Genomic DNA, 14,987 nt, shown 5'->3' on the forward strand with positions numbered 1-14,987 from the left:
CACCGCAAGGTGCCTGTTTTTTTGCGCGTGTGCCGCGCACAATCGGCGCTTGACCCTCACGCGACGTGAGGCTTCACCATGACATCAGCACAGTGAGGGAGGCAACGATGCTGCTCAAAGTTGGCGAACTGGCCAAACGGACCGGACTGACGGTCCGGGCCCTGCACCACTACGACGGCATCGGCCTGCTCACCCCCTCTGCGCGCTCCGACAGCGGCTACCGGCTGTACAACGCCAACGACGTCACCCGGCTGTACCGCATCCTGGCGCTGCAACGGCTCGGTTTCGCGCTGGCCGAAATCGGAGACATGCTGGCCGGCAGCGGCCCGGCACTGCCGGGGCTGATCGCGCAACAGCTCGCCGCCCTCGACGCACAGATCGAGCAGGCGCTCGCGCTGCGCACGCGGTTGCAGCAGTTGCAGCAGCGCCTGGCAGACGACGCCGAGCCGACGCTGGCCGATTGGTTGACCACACTGGAGTTGATGACCATGTACGAGAAATACCTGACCAGCCAGCAAGCCGACACTCTGCGCCAGCGCAAGGCTGCGCTTGGCGAACAGTACGACGCCGACTGGCGTGCGCTCACCGACCGGGTGCGTGCGCTGATCGACGCCAAGGTGCCGCCGCACGCGGCCGAAGCGCAGGCGCTGGCGCAGCAGTGGACGGACCACGCCCAGGCGCTGGTGCACGGCGACGAGGACCTGCTGATCAAGCTCGACGCGATGCACCGCAACGAGCCGGCGCTGCAGTCGCATAGCGGTATCGACGCCGCGGTGCTGGAATACGTCAGCCAGGCGATGACCGAGGCGCGCCTGCCGATCTACGCCAAGTACTTCGACGCGACGGAGATCGAGCGGCTGCGCGGCAACTTCCGCCGCCACATGCCGGAATGGCCGGCGCTGGTCGGCGCGGTGCGCCAGGCGATGGACCGTGGCCTGTCGCCGGATCACCCGGACGCGCGGGCGCTGGGCGCGCGCTGGCAGGCGTTGTCGCACGCGACCTTTTGCACCAACGAGCCGGCGATGCGCGACAAGTTCATGCAGGCGGTGCGCAGCGAGCCGGACCTGTTGCTCAACACCGGCATCGACCGGGCGCTGCTCGACTTCGTGATCGCCGCACAGGGCGGCCAGCCGGCGTGATCTGCCCTTGAGACCGGGAGCCGGCCTGGCCGGCTTTCGGGCTACAATGGACGCTCACCAAGGAGAGGACATCGGCATGCTGAAGATCTGGGGGCGCATCAATTCGACCAATGTGAAGAAGGTGGTATGGGCGGCCGAGGAGCTGGGCCTGCCGTACGAGCGCATCGACGCCGGTCGCCAGTTCGGCGTGGTGAACACGCCCGAGTACCGCGCGCTGAACCCGAACGGCCTGGTGCCGACCATCGACGACGACGGCTTCGTGCTGTGGGAATCGAACGCGATCCTGCGCTATCTGGCCAGCAAGGCCGGGGCCGAGTCGCTGTACCCGAGCGCGCTGCACCCGCGTGCCGAGGTGGAACGCTGGCTCGACTGGCAGACCACCGCACTGCAGACGGCGGTGGGGCCGGCGCTGCACGGCCTGATCCGCACCCCGGAAGCCGAGCGCAACCTGCAGGCGATCGAGGCGGCCCGGCAGAAGACCGAGACGCTGCTGCCGATCCTGGAAGCGCGCCTGAGCGAGTCACCCTATCTGGTCGGCGAGCAGTTCACCCTGGCCGACCTGGCGGTCGGCTGCACCGTACATCTGTGGTTCAACCTGCCGCTGCCGCGCGTGCCGCACCCGGCGCTCGAGGCCTGGTATGCGGGGCTGCGCGCCCGCCCGGCCAGCCGCGAGGCGCTGGCACTGCCGCTGAGCTGAGCCGCACGCCCCCGCCATGATCGTCTTTCGCAACGACCTCCTCGAGCTGGCGCTGCTCTCCACGCCGGCGCGGGGCTTTCCGAAGCACAGCCATGACGAGTATGTGATCAGTGCCAGCCTGAACGGGCTGGAGTCGGTATGGCTGGACGGCAAGACCTTCGAGGTGGACACCGCGACGCTGACCACCTACAACCCCGGCGAAGTGCAGGCGAGCCGGGCGGTCAGCGACGGCGCCTGGCGCTGCCTGTCGCTGTATGTGCGGCCAGAGGCGTTCGAGCACTATTTCCAGGCGCCGTTCGAGTTCGGCCGACCCTGCGTGCGTGAGGCGGCGCTGGTGCGCGAGCTCGCCGCCGTCGCGCGGTCGGGGAGCCTGGTCGAGGAGGGCTGCGTAGCGCTGCTTGACCGGTTGCGGGCCTTGGTGGGCAGCCGGCCGTCGGCACAGGCGCCGTCGCTGGATGTGGTGCGCATCCGCCGGGTGCAGCAGCGCCTGCTCGACGAGTTGGCCGAAGCGCCGAGCCTGGAGGCGCTGGCGGCGGCCGAGGCCATCTCGCCCGCCCATCTGGTGCGCTCCTTCCACCGCCAGGTCGGCCTGCCGCCACACGCCTGGCTGATCCAGCAGCGCCTCAGCCTAGCACGCCGCCTGCTGCGTACTGGTACCCCGATCTCCGAGGTGGCACTGGCGGCAGGCTTTGCCGACCAGGCCCATTTCAGCAAGGCCTTCGCCCGCTTCTCGGGCATGACTCCCGGCCAGTTCCGGCTGGCCAATGTCTGACCAGATCAATTTCTGACAAGACTGCGCCGGCGCGCGACGCTATCGTCAGGCCATCATTGATTGCTGTCGTTACCTGTCATGTTTGCCGTCGTCCTGAAGGGTTTCCTGCTGTCCCTGTCGCTATGCCTGGATCTGGGCATGGTCAATACAGCGCTGATCAACACCGGCCTGCGTGCCGGCATCCGGCCGGCTTTCCTGGTCGGGCTCGGTTCCTGTTTCGGCGATCTGTTCTACGCGGTGTTGTCGCTGTGCGGGCTGGCGCTCTTGTTCAGCTACACGCCGGTACGCTGGATATTGTGGCTGGGCGGGGGGGCGGTGCTACTGTGGTTGACTTGGCGGATGGGGCTGGCGGCCTGGCGTTCGTCGCGTCAGCCGGCCGCTTCGGCCGAACAGGCGGCGGTCGCCGCATCGGTCGACTGGTCTGCACGGGCTGAGCTCTTGCGCGGTCTCGGTATGGCGCTGGCGTCACCAACCTCACTGTTGTGGTTCGCCGCGGTGGGCGGCGCGATCATTGCCCATTCCACCGATGGCAGTACAGGAATGAACGGTCTCTTTCTCGTCGGCTTCTTCGGCGGCGGGTTGGCCTGGAGCAGCTTCCTAGCGGTGCTGGCCGGACGAGGCCGGCAACTGCTCGGCCATAAGCTGGTGCTGTTCTGCAACGCCGGCTCGGCCTTGCTGTTCGGCTATTTCGCGGTGTCGGTGATTGCCGACGGCTATCGGACCCTGCTGTGAACGTGTGGTCAATGCTAGTGGCCCAGACTTGGGAAATCGCTTTCTTTTGACGGGGCGATAAGCCTTCTGCCGCGAACCCCACGAAAAAACACGAACGGCTATATATCGTTCGTGTTTTTTCATGGGGTTTGTGGCGAACGGTCTTGGAAACCACGTACCCAGGGCCGGGAGGCCGCTACGCTCAGCGCCGCCCCAGTGCGCGGGCGATCTTCTGGTCGGTCTTGTACTGGCTCAGCGCGTACACCGACCAGATCGCCGCCGGGATCCAGCCGATCAGTGTCAGCTGCAGCACCAGGCACAGCAGCCCGGCAAACGGTCGACCGATAGTGAAGAACTGTAGCCACGGAATCAGGATGGCGAGAATCAGGCGCATAACGGATCGCGGGGGGAAAGGGATCGGAGCCGCAGCTTAGGGGGGACGCGCCGGCCGCGTCAATCGGCCAGCTCGGTTGCCGGCGTACTGCCTGGCAGCTCCAGGAAGGCGCGGATCGCCTCGCGGCGGGCCAGCGCGTCGCGGTAGCCGAGCTCGACCAGCGCGTGACAATAGCCTGGCTCGAACAACAGATAGGTCGACAGCGCAAGTCCGCGCGCGTGAGTGGCACCGGTTCCGGACAGAAGGAAGCGCAGTGGGGCCGGAAAGCTGTGGATGTGTTCGCGTGCGATCTCTTCCAGGGGGCGGCTGGGGGCCAGCGTGAACACCTCCACCCGGTGAAGCGGCGTGGCGTGTTGGGCCAGGAGCGTCGACGACAGCAGCGACACCGTCTGGTTGACCCGGCTCAGCCGCTCGATGTCGCTCTCCATCCCGTCGAAGAACACGCTGCTGAGCAGGTGGCCGAACACCTGGGCGAGCGATGGATAGCGGCCATCGCCGTTGCGCGGGACCGGCAAGTGGGCGCCGGCTAGACTGATCACGAACAGCTTCTGCGCGCCCAGGTGCAGCGCTGGCGACAGCGGAGCCAGTTGGCGGATCGCGCCATCGCAGTAGTAGTGTTGGCCGATGCGCTGCGCCGGGAACAGCAGCGGTATTGCCGAGGTGGCGAGCAGGTGTTCGAGCGTCAGCCGGGTGCGCATGCCGTCACGTAGCTGGCGCTGCCAGCCTTCCAGTTCCGGCCGTCCTTCGAAGAAGGTCACCGAACGCCCAGTGCTATAGCAGGAGGCGGTGACGCCGAGCGCGTCGAGCGCACCATTGGCGATGGCCAGGCCGAGCTGCTCGAAACGCACGGTCTTGCCGAGCAGCTCACGTAGCGGGTCGTTATCGAGCAGCGAGCGCGGGTTGTAGGGGCCCAGACCACCGCTGACGAACGACAGTCCCCAGTAAAGGGTGCGGCGCACGAAATAGCCAAGATCGGCGCGGTAGATCATCGGCACGTGCAGCTGCTGCCAGACTTTCGACAGATAGATCGCGGTGCGGGAGAACTCTTCTGCTCCACAGGCAAGGCCGGCGGCATTGATCGCACCGGCCGAGCTGCCGCAGATGATGGAGAAAGGGTTCCCGACACCGGCGGGCAACAGCTTGGCCACCGCCAGCAACACCCCTGCCTGGTAGGCTGCACGCGCCCCGCCGCCGGCCATCACCAGTCCGATCCTGGTCCGCCCCGTCATCGCCGCTCCTTCGTCCCGTCTTCTCCCACGCTAGACCAGCCAAGCGACACTGCCAATCGGCGGTGCGAGAGGGCATGTCTAGTGAGGCCCGCTGGTCCTTCGTCGTCGATTCAAGCGTGGCGGCGGGCATCGAAGACGCGAGTAGGAGACAGCTGGATTTAGCCCAGGCTCATCGAATGTCGTTGGCAAGCGTTATTTATTAACCTATTGTCATAGTGCAAGTGTTGAATATTGCGAGGTGCCGACATGTCAATCGACTATTCTAAGCTGCAGGTGCTGCTGGTTGACGACCAGATGTTGGTTCGCAGCTTGTTGATCCAGACGCTGAAAAGCATGGGATTCCATCCCGAGTTGATCGCTCAGGCGAGCGATGGCACTGCGGCGCTGCGCCTGCTCCAGGTTCGCCCGGTGGATCTGGTCATCTGCGACATCGAGATGCGCCCGATGAACGGGCTCGAGCTACTCAAGGAGTTGCGCTGCGGACATACGCTCAACGCGCCCAATCTACCCTTCCTGTTTCTCTCAGGCCATTCCGGGCCGGTGAACGTGGTGCAGGCCATACAGCTGCACGCCGATGATTTCATCGTGAAACCGCCGACGCCCGCCGAGGTGGAAAAAGCCATCCGCCTGACGATGTCGCGTCCGCGTCCGCTAGTGGATCCCTTCGCCTATTACACCGCCCAGATCGACGACAGCGGTTTTGTGGGCAGAAGGTTTGCCCAAGCCCCGCTTGAGTCCGACCCGGCACAGGAGCTCGAGCTCTGGGATGTTCCCGCAGACGCCTTGCTGGCCAAGGATCTGTTCAGCCTGAGCGGCCATCTGCTGTTACCCGCAGGAAGCCGGATCACCGCGGGCCAGTTGAACGTCCTGCGCGAACATCACGATCGCTATGGCGTGTCGCACATCGCCGTCGTGCCGGAAGAAACCAGTGAGCAATGAGGGAAGACCGGCCGCCGTGCGCATCCCCTACGCCAGCGTCAATCAGACTCGCTCCATCGGGCGAGCGGTCATCGGCATCGTGGTGGGGCTGTGCATCATCCTGGTCCTTATCTTCGGCATCTTGCTGAGCGACTCGTTCAAGCAGCACCGCCTTGTTGCCCGCCTGGAGCAGTTGAACCAGTCCAGCAGTCTGCTGTACACGGCGGCAGACCTGATCCAACAGGAGAACACCCAGACACGGGTGCTGTTGTCGCGGGAAGTGGCCCCATCGGCAAAGGAGCTCGCCCATTTAGAGGCACTGCAACAGCGCAACGCATCCATCTTGAGGCTCGGCTTGGCCCGGATCGACGCTGCCGAGCTTCGCGAGGCGGGGGCCAAGGTGAGCCAGGCCGTCGACAATTTGCAAAGAGTACGACAGGAGGTGGACCTCGCTTTGGCCGCCCGGCCGTTCCGACGGGAAGAGGCGCTGGGCTTCGGCTATTCACTGGCGGTGGCGCATCTGCTCGACAGCGTGGATTCGCTGCTGGTCGAGAGCACTTTCCTGCTGGGAGACCAATCCAGCGCAGCCATGACCCGGCTGACCGTCACAAAGCTGAACGCCTGGGCTCTCAGCCGTAGTCTGCGTTCGGAGGGCGGCGCACTCCAGATACGAGCCGAGTTGGCCAGGCAGCTCAACAGCACCGAGGAGTCTCAGCTGCTTGCCCTACGGGAGCGGGACGAGCTGTTGCTCGAACGCTTGCGACTAGTCACTCAAGTCATCCGGGACGACGCACTGCAACGGCGGCTGATCGACACCGCGAGTCTGGCCAACCAGTTGCACAATGCCAGCGAGAGCCAGTTGACCCGGTTGGCTCAGCCAGGAGTGGTGCTCAGCGCGGCGGAACGGCAGGCCGCGATCGGACTGAATACTCGATTGCAGGCAGAGGCCAGGGAGCTGTTCAGAGAGGTCGCGAGCATCAGTGAGATTCAGACCGAGGACAGCATCCGTCATTATCACAATGAATTGCTCCGTACCTTGGCGTTGGCAGGCATAACGGCCTTGCTGCTTGCCGCGCTGATGTACGTGCTTTCACGCCGGGTGATGCGGCCGCTGTACTTTCTCCAGCGTCTGCTCGACTCTACCGATGAAGCCATCTTCGCGATTCGAAACGACAGGCAGATTCTGATGGTCAACCAAGGCGCGGCCAGGATGTTCGGTCTGGCCGTCGACGACATGATCCATCAGGACATCAGCCGGTTTCTGGATCTGGGGGACTCGTCGCAGGAGCCGGAACTCACCCCTCTGTTGCTGCGCAGGCATGATCAGGTCGCCGGTTGGGGACCGGACGGCACAACGTTTCACGCCAGCATCACCGCGAGCCCTGTGGAATCCGAGACCGGTGAGGCTTTGACGCTACTGGTCGTTCGCAACGAGAACAAGCGCCGTCAGGCCGAGCTTTCGCTGGAACACAACCTGGCGCTGTTGTCGTCCATTTCACAGATCGAAAACATGTTGCTGGAGAGGGCCGCGCGCTCGGAGGTCTTTGCGGCGCTGTTGGACACCCTGGTGCGATTTTCACAGGCCGAGACCGGCTGCCTGATCGGTCCTGCTCCTGCGTCGGAGGGGGGCAGCCAAGTGTTGGCCGGCGCCTTGCCGGAATATGCTGGGCTGCATGGGCAAGCACTGGTGGATTTGCCGCAGGTGATCGCCAGCTTGCCCGGCTGGATCAGCTGGCCGATCGAGAGGGCCGGCGAACTGAAGGCCTATATCGTCCTGTACCGGCCCCGCGTCACCGATATCGCGGCACTGCTGCATGTATTTGCCAGCACGCTGGGATACTACGAGGAGGAGGACAAGCGGAAAATCAGCGAGCAGCAATTGCTCGGGGTCTTGCGAGATGAAGAGGCGATCTACCGCGCTTCCCCGGTGGGCTTGCTGCGCCTGGACGCGGACTTCACGATTTGCCGTGCCAACGAGGCCGCCGCCAAGCTCTTCGGCCTTTCCGAAGAAAGCATGGTGGGACATTCCCTTTATAAGCTGTTTGCCGACGATGCAGAGTGGGAGGCGTTTCGTGACGCTTTGATCGTGGCCCGGGACAATCGGGAGGAGACCCATGGCGAATGGCGGTGCCTGAAGCGTAGCGGCGAGAGCATCTGGGTTCAATTGGATGGATGCCCGATCGAGAATAACGGCCTGTTGCTCGCCTGCCTCGACACGACCGAGCGCAAAGCCGTGGAAATCGCCCTTCGCCGGGCGCGCGACCAGGCCGACCAGGCGAACAACGCCAAGAGCGCCTTCCTGGCGACGATGAGCCATGAAATCCGCACGCCGATGAATGGCGTGCTGGGCATGCTGGAGCTGTTGGAGGGCTCATCGCTCGATGCCGAGCAGCAGGACACGGTCGCGACCATCCAGGAGTCGGCGCAGACGCTGTTGCGCCTGATCGACGACATTCTGGACTTCTCGAAGATCGAGGCGAGCAAGCTCGACATTAATAGGGAGCCGGTCGACCTGAGGACGCTGATCGAACAGGTCGTCTCCCTGTATCGCGAAACGGCCTCCAAAGGAGGGTTGTATCTGCAACGTTGGGTGGCTCCGGAGGTCGCCGCGACGGTGGAAGCGGATCCGCTACGGATACGTCAGATACTGCAGAATTTCTTGAGCAATGCGATCAAGTTTACCCCGCAGGGGACGATCTCGGTGCGGCTGACCGCAGCGGGTCCGATACAGGATGCCCATCAAGTATTGATTTTCGAGGTTCACGATAACGGGATCGGCATGAGCCCGGAAAACATGGCGCGACTGTTCGAACCCTTTACCCAGGCCGAATCCACGACGACGCGGCGATTCGGGGGAAGCGGGCTTGGCCTGGCGATTTGCCGCCGACTGGCCGAGTTGATGGGCGGGCAGGTGGTGCTGGAAAGCGAACTCGGCAAGGGAACGATCGCTCGCTTGCAAATCCCGGTAAGGATCATGGACGAGCAGGCAGCAGTGCAGCGTGATGCATTGGAGAAGCCGCTGCAGGCAGCCGCCGTCAATGTACTGCCCATCCTGTTCGTGGAGGACAACCCGACCAACCGCAAGCTAACGCTCAAGCAGCTGCAAAAACTGGGCTACCGCGCCGACTGGGCAGAGAACGGCGTCGAGGCGCTGCAAAAATGGCAGCGTGGCCGCTATGGTCTGATCCTTACAGACTGCCATATGCCCGAAATGGATGGCTATCAATTGGCAAGGGAAGTGCGTCACCTCGAGCAGCTGCGGGGGATGGACAGAACGCCCATCATTGCCTGCACCGCCAATGCAGGGAAGGAAGAAGCCATGCGGACACAAGCCGCCGGCATGGATGATTTCCTCACCAAGCCGCTGGGTTTGATGGTGCTATCGGCGGCTCTGGGGCGTTGGCTGTCTGGCAATGGTGCGGAAAGGCCTGCTCCACCTGCACCGAGTTCGGAAAGTCCGGCTTTGGCCGAACCGACGGTGCCGCCGCTCGATCAAGCCATGCTTGCCGTTTATAGCGAGGGGGATCTGGCGGTAGAAAAGGACATCTTGCGCGACTTCCTGACGAGCAACGACGACGATGTCGAGGGCTTGCGCCAAGCGCTGCGGCAGCAAGATGCCGAGCAGATGGCATGGTTCGCCCACCGTATCAAAGGCGCCAGCCGCATGGTGGGAGCCGGCGCGCTGGGTCAATCGGCCGAGGTGTTGGAGAAGGTGGGCAAAGCCGGAACGCTGGCAAGCGGTCAGGAGCAGGAGGCCTTCTTTACCGAACTGGGACGGCTGGATGCCTGGCTGACCCAATGCTATGGGGAGTTGCGTAGCGAATGACCGGGAGGATCACAATTCGCAGGGGACCGGGCTCATGGCACGGATTGGTCAACATGAAAAACCGCCGTATTGAGACGGCGGTCATGTAGTCAGGGGCCGAAGAGGCTTAGCGCAGCGCGTCGTTGATTGCCATATTGGTCGCACGCTGGGCGTTGCCGATGTGTTGCAGGATGCGATGCTGCAGGTCGCGCAGGTAAGGGTCGTCTTCCTCGTGGCCGGCGTCCTGGCGAGACTTGGCGAGCAGGTTGAGCGCTTGGTGGAAGCGGTCGGTCGGACGCAGATTGGCATCGATTGGGAACTGGTAGTTCGCGTTTTTGCCATCATCGAACGCCGCTTGGCGCATCAGCCCGAGCGCCGCGTCGATCTCGTTGACCGCCATGTGCTCATCGTGGGCCACCGGATCGTAATCCGGGCGGTTGAGGTAGGCGCGAGCCATGCGCAAATCGCTCATTGCATGCAGATAGTAGGGATGCTGCTCCGGGTGCCAGTTCGGCGGCGGGCCGCCTTGCCAGCGCGGGGCAGGAGCGGGGGCCTGCCAGGCCGGCGGCGGATAGGCGCAGGCGGTCAGCGGCAGCAGGGCGGCGGCGATCAGCGCGCCGATCAGCGATTTCTTCAACATGCGTCGAGTCTCCGAAGATTGTTGTTGGCGTGCTAGGAAACGGGGCAGGGCGCGTTCCGGTTGACCGGCCGACGATCAACCGGAAACAGGGTTACCGGCCGATCTGGCGGCTGACGGCGTTTTCCTGCTGGTTCAGCGTGCGCTGTTCGAGCTTGGTGACATGGCCGTGGTTTTGGCCTGCCATTGCGCGCTCTTCCACGCGGATCTGGTGGTCTTCCCTGTGCAGGGCATGGGCTTGGCGGTGCGTCAGTTCGCCTTCGCGCACTTCCCGGTTGATGCGGTGGTCCTGGTTGGCCAGACGGTGGTTGACCTCGACGCGGCGCGGGTGGTTGTGCTGCCAAGCGGTTTCGGCCATGGCGCTGCTGGCAAAGCCGGAGGCGAGAACGGTTACCAGGACTACGTTCAGGGTTTTACGGATGCTGGTCATTTTATATTCCTCTCGATCAGTGTTCTCAATGCGATGCATTGAATACGCCCCTAGTATTCAGTTTGCCGATTAAATCGGCAATCCTGTTTTATTGGGGTTTTGGTTACCGACTGTTTCCTAATGTAAAAGTGGTAGCCAATTACTAAGATCCAGTGCTTGGTAAAATAGGGGCAATAAGAAACCGCCATCGCAAGGATGGCGGTTAAGAGGTATTGCCGAATGCGTTATTAATCGTAGTCGTGGTGCCAATGGTGCGCAGGTGGCCCATAATACCCGTAGTAAGGGCGGGCCGGGACGACCACGCAGGCGGCCAGTTGTGCCAATGCCAGCGCAGCCAGCGAATAGATCAGGCATTTTTTCAACAGCGGTTTCACGGAAGGTCTCCTGCTGTGCTTTCAATCACGTGCAATAAATAGTGGAATAATCATCGCCAAGGCGAGATCATTTTTCTTGCTTGAAGATTTGCACGAGCTGAAAATAAGATCAACGCAGAAACTGTTAATGGCTATCGTGAACTGTTAATAAGTATTAAGCGGCGATGAAAAGAGAAGGAAAGCGAGAGGCACCACTGCTATTTAGGCTATCTGTTAAGTTAAAATGAATAAATTTTGTTGATTTGCAAGAACATTGGTAAGTTGCTTGGAGTAAAAAAACAGCCGCCCGGGGGCGGCTGTGTGCGGATGCGGCGGCGTAACGGGGATCAGAACGCCGGAACGATCGCGCCCTTGTACTTGGTGGCGAGGAAGTTTTTCACATCGGCGCTGTTGAGTGCCTTGGCGAGCTTCTGCATGGCCGGGCTGTTCTTGTTGTCCGGGCGGGCCACCAGCAGGTTGGCGTACGGCGACTGCTTGCCCTCGATGAACAGCGCGTCCTTGGTCGGGTTCAGCTTCGCTTCCAGCGCGTAGTTGGTGTTGATCAGCGCCAGGTCCACTTGGCCAAGCACGCGCGGCAGAGTGGCGGCTTCCAGCTCACGGAACTTCAGGTGTTTCGGGTTGGACACCACGTCGCGCGAAGTGGCCAGCAGGTTGCTCGGGTCCTTCAGCTTGATCAGGCCATTGCTCTGCAGCAAGAGCAGGGCGCGCGCGCCGTTGGACGGATCGTTCGGGATCGCCACGGTGGCGCCGTCCGGCAGCTGGGCGGCCGACTTCACCTTGGTGGAGTAGGCGCCGAACGGCTCGACGTGCACGGCCACGACCGGTACCAGGTTGGTCTTCTTGTTCTTGTTGAACTCGTCGAGGTACGGCTTGTGCTGGAAGAAATTGGCGTCGACGCGCTTTTCAGCCAGCTGCACGTTCGGCTGCACGTAGTCGGTGAACACCTTTACTTCCAGGTCGACGCCCTGCTTGGCGAGTGCCGGCTTGATGTGCTCGAGGATTTCGGCATGCGGTACCGGGCTGGCGGCCACCACCAGCTTGTCGGCGGCGTTGGCCGCACCGGCAAAGGCGCTGGCGGCCAGGGCCAGCGAGATCAGGGTCTTCTTCATCGTTTCGTTCCTAATTCCAGAGAGACGGTACTGCAAAAACCAGGGCGGGCCGTTGAGGGCCCGGCACGAATTCATTTCTTCGAGACGCGGGCGACCAACCAGTCGCCGAGCATCTGCAACAGCTGCACCAGCACGATCAAGATCACCACGGTGACGATCATCACCTCGGTCTGGAAGCGCTGGTAGCCGTAGCGGATCGCCAGATCGCCCAGGCCGCCGCCGCCGATCACGCCGGACATCGCGGTATACGACACCAGGGTGATTGCAGTGACGGTGAGCGCGGCCAACAGGCCCGGGCGCGCCTCGGGTAGCAGCACCTTCCAGACGATCTGCCAGCGGGTGGCACCGAGCGATTGCACTGCCTCGATCACACCGCGGTCGACTTCGCGCAGCGCGTTTTCGACCAGGCGGGCGAAGAACGGCGTAGCGCCGACCACTAGCGGCGGAATCGCGCCTTCGACGCCGAGCGAGGTGCCGACCAGCCAGGCGGTCAGCGGAATCATCACCACCAAGAGAATCAGGAACGGCAGCGAGCGCAGCACGTTGGCGATGAACGACAGCGCCCGGTTGAGCCAGTTGTTCTGCAGCAGCTGGCGACGCGAGGTGAGGAACAACAGCACGCCCAGCGGCAGGCCGAACACCACGGTGAACAGCAGCGACCAGCCCATCATGCGCAGCGTGTCCCAGCTCGCCAGGCCGATTTCGCCCCAGTCCAGAATGCTCCAATCGAGCCCCATCATCGCAATACCTCCACTACCACATTACGCGCCGCCAGCCCCTCGCGGGCTGCGGCCAACTTGTCCGTTTCACCCTGCCACTCGACCACCAGCTGGCCGTAGGGCAGGTCCTTCAGGCGTGAAACCGTGCCCTGCAGCAGGCTGAACGACAGACCGTAACGGTGGGCGGTATCGAACAGGATCGGTTCGTGAGTGGTGGCGCCGACAAAGGTCAATCGCCAGACCGCGCCGGAGGCGCTGTCGAGCAGGCCGGAATCCTCCAGCTCGTCGGCGTGAGACAGCTCGGCGACCATGCTCTGGGTGGCCGACTGCTGTGGATGGAGGAACACCTCGGCGACCGGGCCGATTTCGACGATGCGGCCCCCGTCGATCACTGCGACGCGATCGGCGATGCGGCGGATCACGCCCATCTCGTGGGTGATCAGCACCACGGTCAGCTTTAGCTGCTTGTTGATGTCGGCGATCAGGTCGAGGATGGACTGGGTGGTCTGCGGGTCGAGCGCGCTGGTGGCCTCGTCGCACAATAGCAGCTTGGGGCGGTTGGCCAGCGCACGGGCGATGCCGACGCGCTGTTTCTGGCCACCGGACAGCTGGCTCGGGTATTTGTCGCGGTGGGCGGCCAGGCCGACCAGTTCCAGGAGCTCGTCGACGCGGGCGTTCTGCTCGGCGCGGCTGCCGCTTCGGATCAGTTCGAGCGGCAGGCGGACGTTCTCCGCAACGGTGCGTGAGGACAGCAGGTTGAAGTGTTGGAACACCATGCCGACCTGCTGGCGCATACCGCGCAGCGCGGTCTCGGACAACGAGGTGACATCCTGGCCGTCAATGACGATGCGGCCGCTGTCGGGGCGTTCCAGCAGGTTGAGCATGCGGATCAGCGTGCTCTTGCCGGCGCCGGAGCGGCCGATGATGCCGAACACTTCGCCGGCGGGCACGTCGAGCGAGATGCCGCGCAGCGCAGGGACGGAGCGGCCATCGACGATAAAGGTCTTTTCCAGATTTTCTAGGCGTATCACGAGGGTAACCGTGCGTATCAGTAATTAAGAGTCGCTAACAAAGCTTCTGCGATACTGAAATCCCGGTGTTGGACGTTGCCTTACGGGACGTCTGCGACAGTGCGTCTGGCCGGGATCGCTTCGCTGGGTTTTGTTAGCGACTCTATGCGGGGGAGGGTGACCCGATAGCTTATGCTAACCGGTTTCCCTGTCGTCGTGAACGAATACAATCGCCACGCTTTATTCCTAGCGGAAATATGGGGAAGGGTTATTCGTATGTCTTGCTCTTAAGGGGCTGGGACCGGACTCTGCTGGCTAAAGGATCAACAGCGCAAGTCCGCTTAGCGTACCGGACGCATATGAATATTCTGAGTGCACTCCAAGCGGGACAACATGAGTCCGACAGGGCACCGTGCCGGGGAGTCGCAAGGACCGTGGCCGATGTCAGCTTTGCAGTAACATCATCGCCCCGACGGCAGCGATGACCAGCGCTATCGCCTTGCCGGCCCAAGCGGTCCAGTGTTCGCCGGTCTCCAAGCACGCCTCGGCCGGATTGTCCGGGTTGTAATAGACCCGCACCACGCTGTCGACCGGGTAGCGCGACACGACCGCGGAGGCCTCGCTCTGGGACATGCCGTAGCCGGGGTTGGGAAAGCGTCGGTTGGCCGACTCGTAGTCGTGGCCGTTCACGCTGTAGCGGTAACGGACCAGGCCGAGATAGAGCTCGCGGTTGGCGCTGTCACCGCCGCCTGTACGAAAGTAGGTGTCGATGCGGCTGTCGAGCACGGTGCCGGCGGTTGTCGGCCAGCTGGCCGATGCGGCTCCGCGGCTGCCGAGCCGCCAAAGGTAGCCGAAGGCGGCGAGGCCGACGACGAGGAGGGCCAGGCCGATCAGGCGGGAAGTCATGTAGGTCTCCGAAGGAAGCGGTGATGGCACGTCGCATCAGAACCGGGGAAAGGTCACCGGCAACATGTCGCATGCCCGCCTCTGCGTAAACCCCATTGCAGCGGGGTTTGACACGCACTGCACCGGCCGGGTTCGCC

At 63.1% G+C, this 14,987-nt stretch carries 15 protein-coding genes; 6 read left to right on the top strand and 9 right to left on the bottom strand.

Annotated features, from left to right (window positions below; translation table 11 throughout):
- Window positions 1-107 precede the first annotated feature (107 nt).
- The 4 genes from QU481_RS12940 to QU481_RS12955 all read left to right on the top strand — a co-directional run bounded on the left by QU481_RS12940 (window position 108) and on the right by QU481_RS12955 (window position 3,340).
- Window positions 108-1,139, top strand: coding sequence for a MerR family transcriptional regulator (locus QU481_RS12940; protein WP_289830437.1), 1,032 nt, complete (start codon window positions 108-110; stop codon window positions 1,137-1,139).
- A gap of 76 nt (window positions 1,140-1,215) precedes the next feature.
- Window positions 1,216-1,836 carry a glutathione S-transferase family protein gene (locus QU481_RS12945; RefSeq protein WP_289830438.1) on the top strand — a complete coding sequence of 207 codons (621 nt, stop codon included), beginning with the start codon at window positions 1,216-1,218 and terminating at the stop codon, window positions 1,834-1,836.
- 16 nt (window positions 1,837-1,852) lie between these two features.
- A complete protein-coding gene (locus QU481_RS12950) occupies window positions 1,853-2,608 on the top strand; it encodes an AraC family transcriptional regulator (RefSeq protein WP_289830439.1) in 756 nt (251 codons plus the stop codon).
- A 78-nt stretch (window positions 2,609-2,686) separates the two neighbouring features.
- Complete coding sequence (locus QU481_RS12955) at window positions 2,687-3,340, top strand: LysE family translocator (RefSeq protein WP_289830440.1); 654 nt, start codon at window positions 2,687-2,689, stop codon at window positions 3,338-3,340.
- Between the two features lie 181 nt (window positions 3,341-3,521).
- Here QU481_RS12955 and QU481_RS12960 read toward each other — a convergent pair whose 3' ends face one another.
- Complete coding sequence (locus QU481_RS12960) at window positions 3,522-3,713, bottom strand: YqaE/Pmp3 family membrane protein (RefSeq protein ID WP_289830441.1); 192 nt, start codon at window positions 3,711-3,713, stop codon at window positions 3,522-3,524.
- A gap of 59 nt (window positions 3,714-3,772) precedes the next feature.
- A complete protein-coding gene (locus QU481_RS12965) occupies window positions 3,773-4,942 on the bottom strand; it encodes a patatin-like phospholipase family protein (protein WP_289830442.1) in 1,170 nt (389 codons plus the stop codon).
- A gap of 246 nt (window positions 4,943-5,188) precedes the next feature.
- Here QU481_RS12965 and QU481_RS12970 point away from each other — a divergent pair, with 246 nt between their 5' ends.
- Window positions 5,189-5,881: a response regulator gene (locus QU481_RS12970; protein ID WP_289830443.1), complete on the top strand. Its 693-nt coding sequence runs from the start codon at window positions 5,189-5,191 to the stop codon at window positions 5,879-5,881.
- Window positions 5,882-5,897: 16 nt separating this feature from the next.
- Entirely contained in the window at window positions 5,898-9,686 is a 3,789-nt protein-coding gene (locus QU481_RS12975; protein ID WP_289830444.1) for an ATP-binding protein, read from the top strand.
- Between the two features lie 106 nt (window positions 9,687-9,792).
- Here the strand turns inward: QU481_RS12975 and QU481_RS12980 are convergent, their stop codons facing one another.
- The 7 genes from QU481_RS12980 to QU481_RS13010 all read right to left on the bottom strand — a co-directional run bounded on the left by QU481_RS12980 (window position 9,793) and on the right by QU481_RS13010 (window position 14,850).
- Window positions 9,793-10,305, bottom strand: coding sequence for a hypothetical protein (locus tag QU481_RS12980; RefSeq protein ID WP_289830445.1), 513 nt, complete (start codon window positions 10,303-10,305; stop codon window positions 9,793-9,795).
- Between the two features lie 91 nt (window positions 10,306-10,396).
- Window positions 10,397-10,732: a hypothetical protein gene (locus tag QU481_RS12985; protein WP_289830446.1), complete on the bottom strand. Its 336-nt coding sequence runs from the start codon at window positions 10,730-10,732 to the stop codon at window positions 10,397-10,399.
- A 227-nt stretch (window positions 10,733-10,959) separates the two neighbouring features.
- Entirely contained in the window at window positions 10,960-11,106 is a 147-nt protein-coding gene (locus QU481_RS12990; RefSeq protein ID WP_289830447.1) for a hypothetical protein, read from the bottom strand.
- Between the two features lie 326 nt (window positions 11,107-11,432).
- Window positions 11,433-12,215: a MetQ/NlpA family ABC transporter substrate-binding protein gene (locus tag QU481_RS12995; protein ID WP_289830448.1), complete on the bottom strand. Its 783-nt coding sequence runs from the start codon at window positions 12,213-12,215 to the stop codon at window positions 11,433-11,435.
- A gap of 71 nt (window positions 12,216-12,286) precedes the next feature.
- Window positions 12,287-12,955, bottom strand: coding sequence for a methionine ABC transporter permease (locus QU481_RS13000; protein WP_289830449.1), 669 nt, complete (start codon window positions 12,953-12,955; stop codon window positions 12,287-12,289).
- Window positions 12,952-13,965, bottom strand: coding sequence for a methionine ABC transporter ATP-binding protein (locus QU481_RS13005; protein ID WP_289830450.1), 1,014 nt, complete (start codon window positions 13,963-13,965; stop codon window positions 12,952-12,954). Before QU481_RS13005 ends, QU481_RS13000 begins: the two co-directional genes overlap by 4 nt.
- A 423-nt stretch (window positions 13,966-14,388) precedes the next feature.
- Window positions 14,389-14,850, bottom strand: a complete 462-nt coding sequence (locus tag QU481_RS13010) for a DUF3592 domain-containing protein (protein ID WP_289830451.1) — start codon at window positions 14,848-14,850, stop codon at window positions 14,389-14,391.
- Between the last annotated feature and the right edge of the window lie 137 nt (window positions 14,851-14,987).

The organism is Crenobacter oryzisoli, assembly GCF_030385785.1.
GTDB classification, from domain to species: Bacteria; Pseudomonadota; Gammaproteobacteria; order Burkholderiales; family Chromobacteriaceae; genus Crenobacter_A; species Crenobacter_A oryzisoli.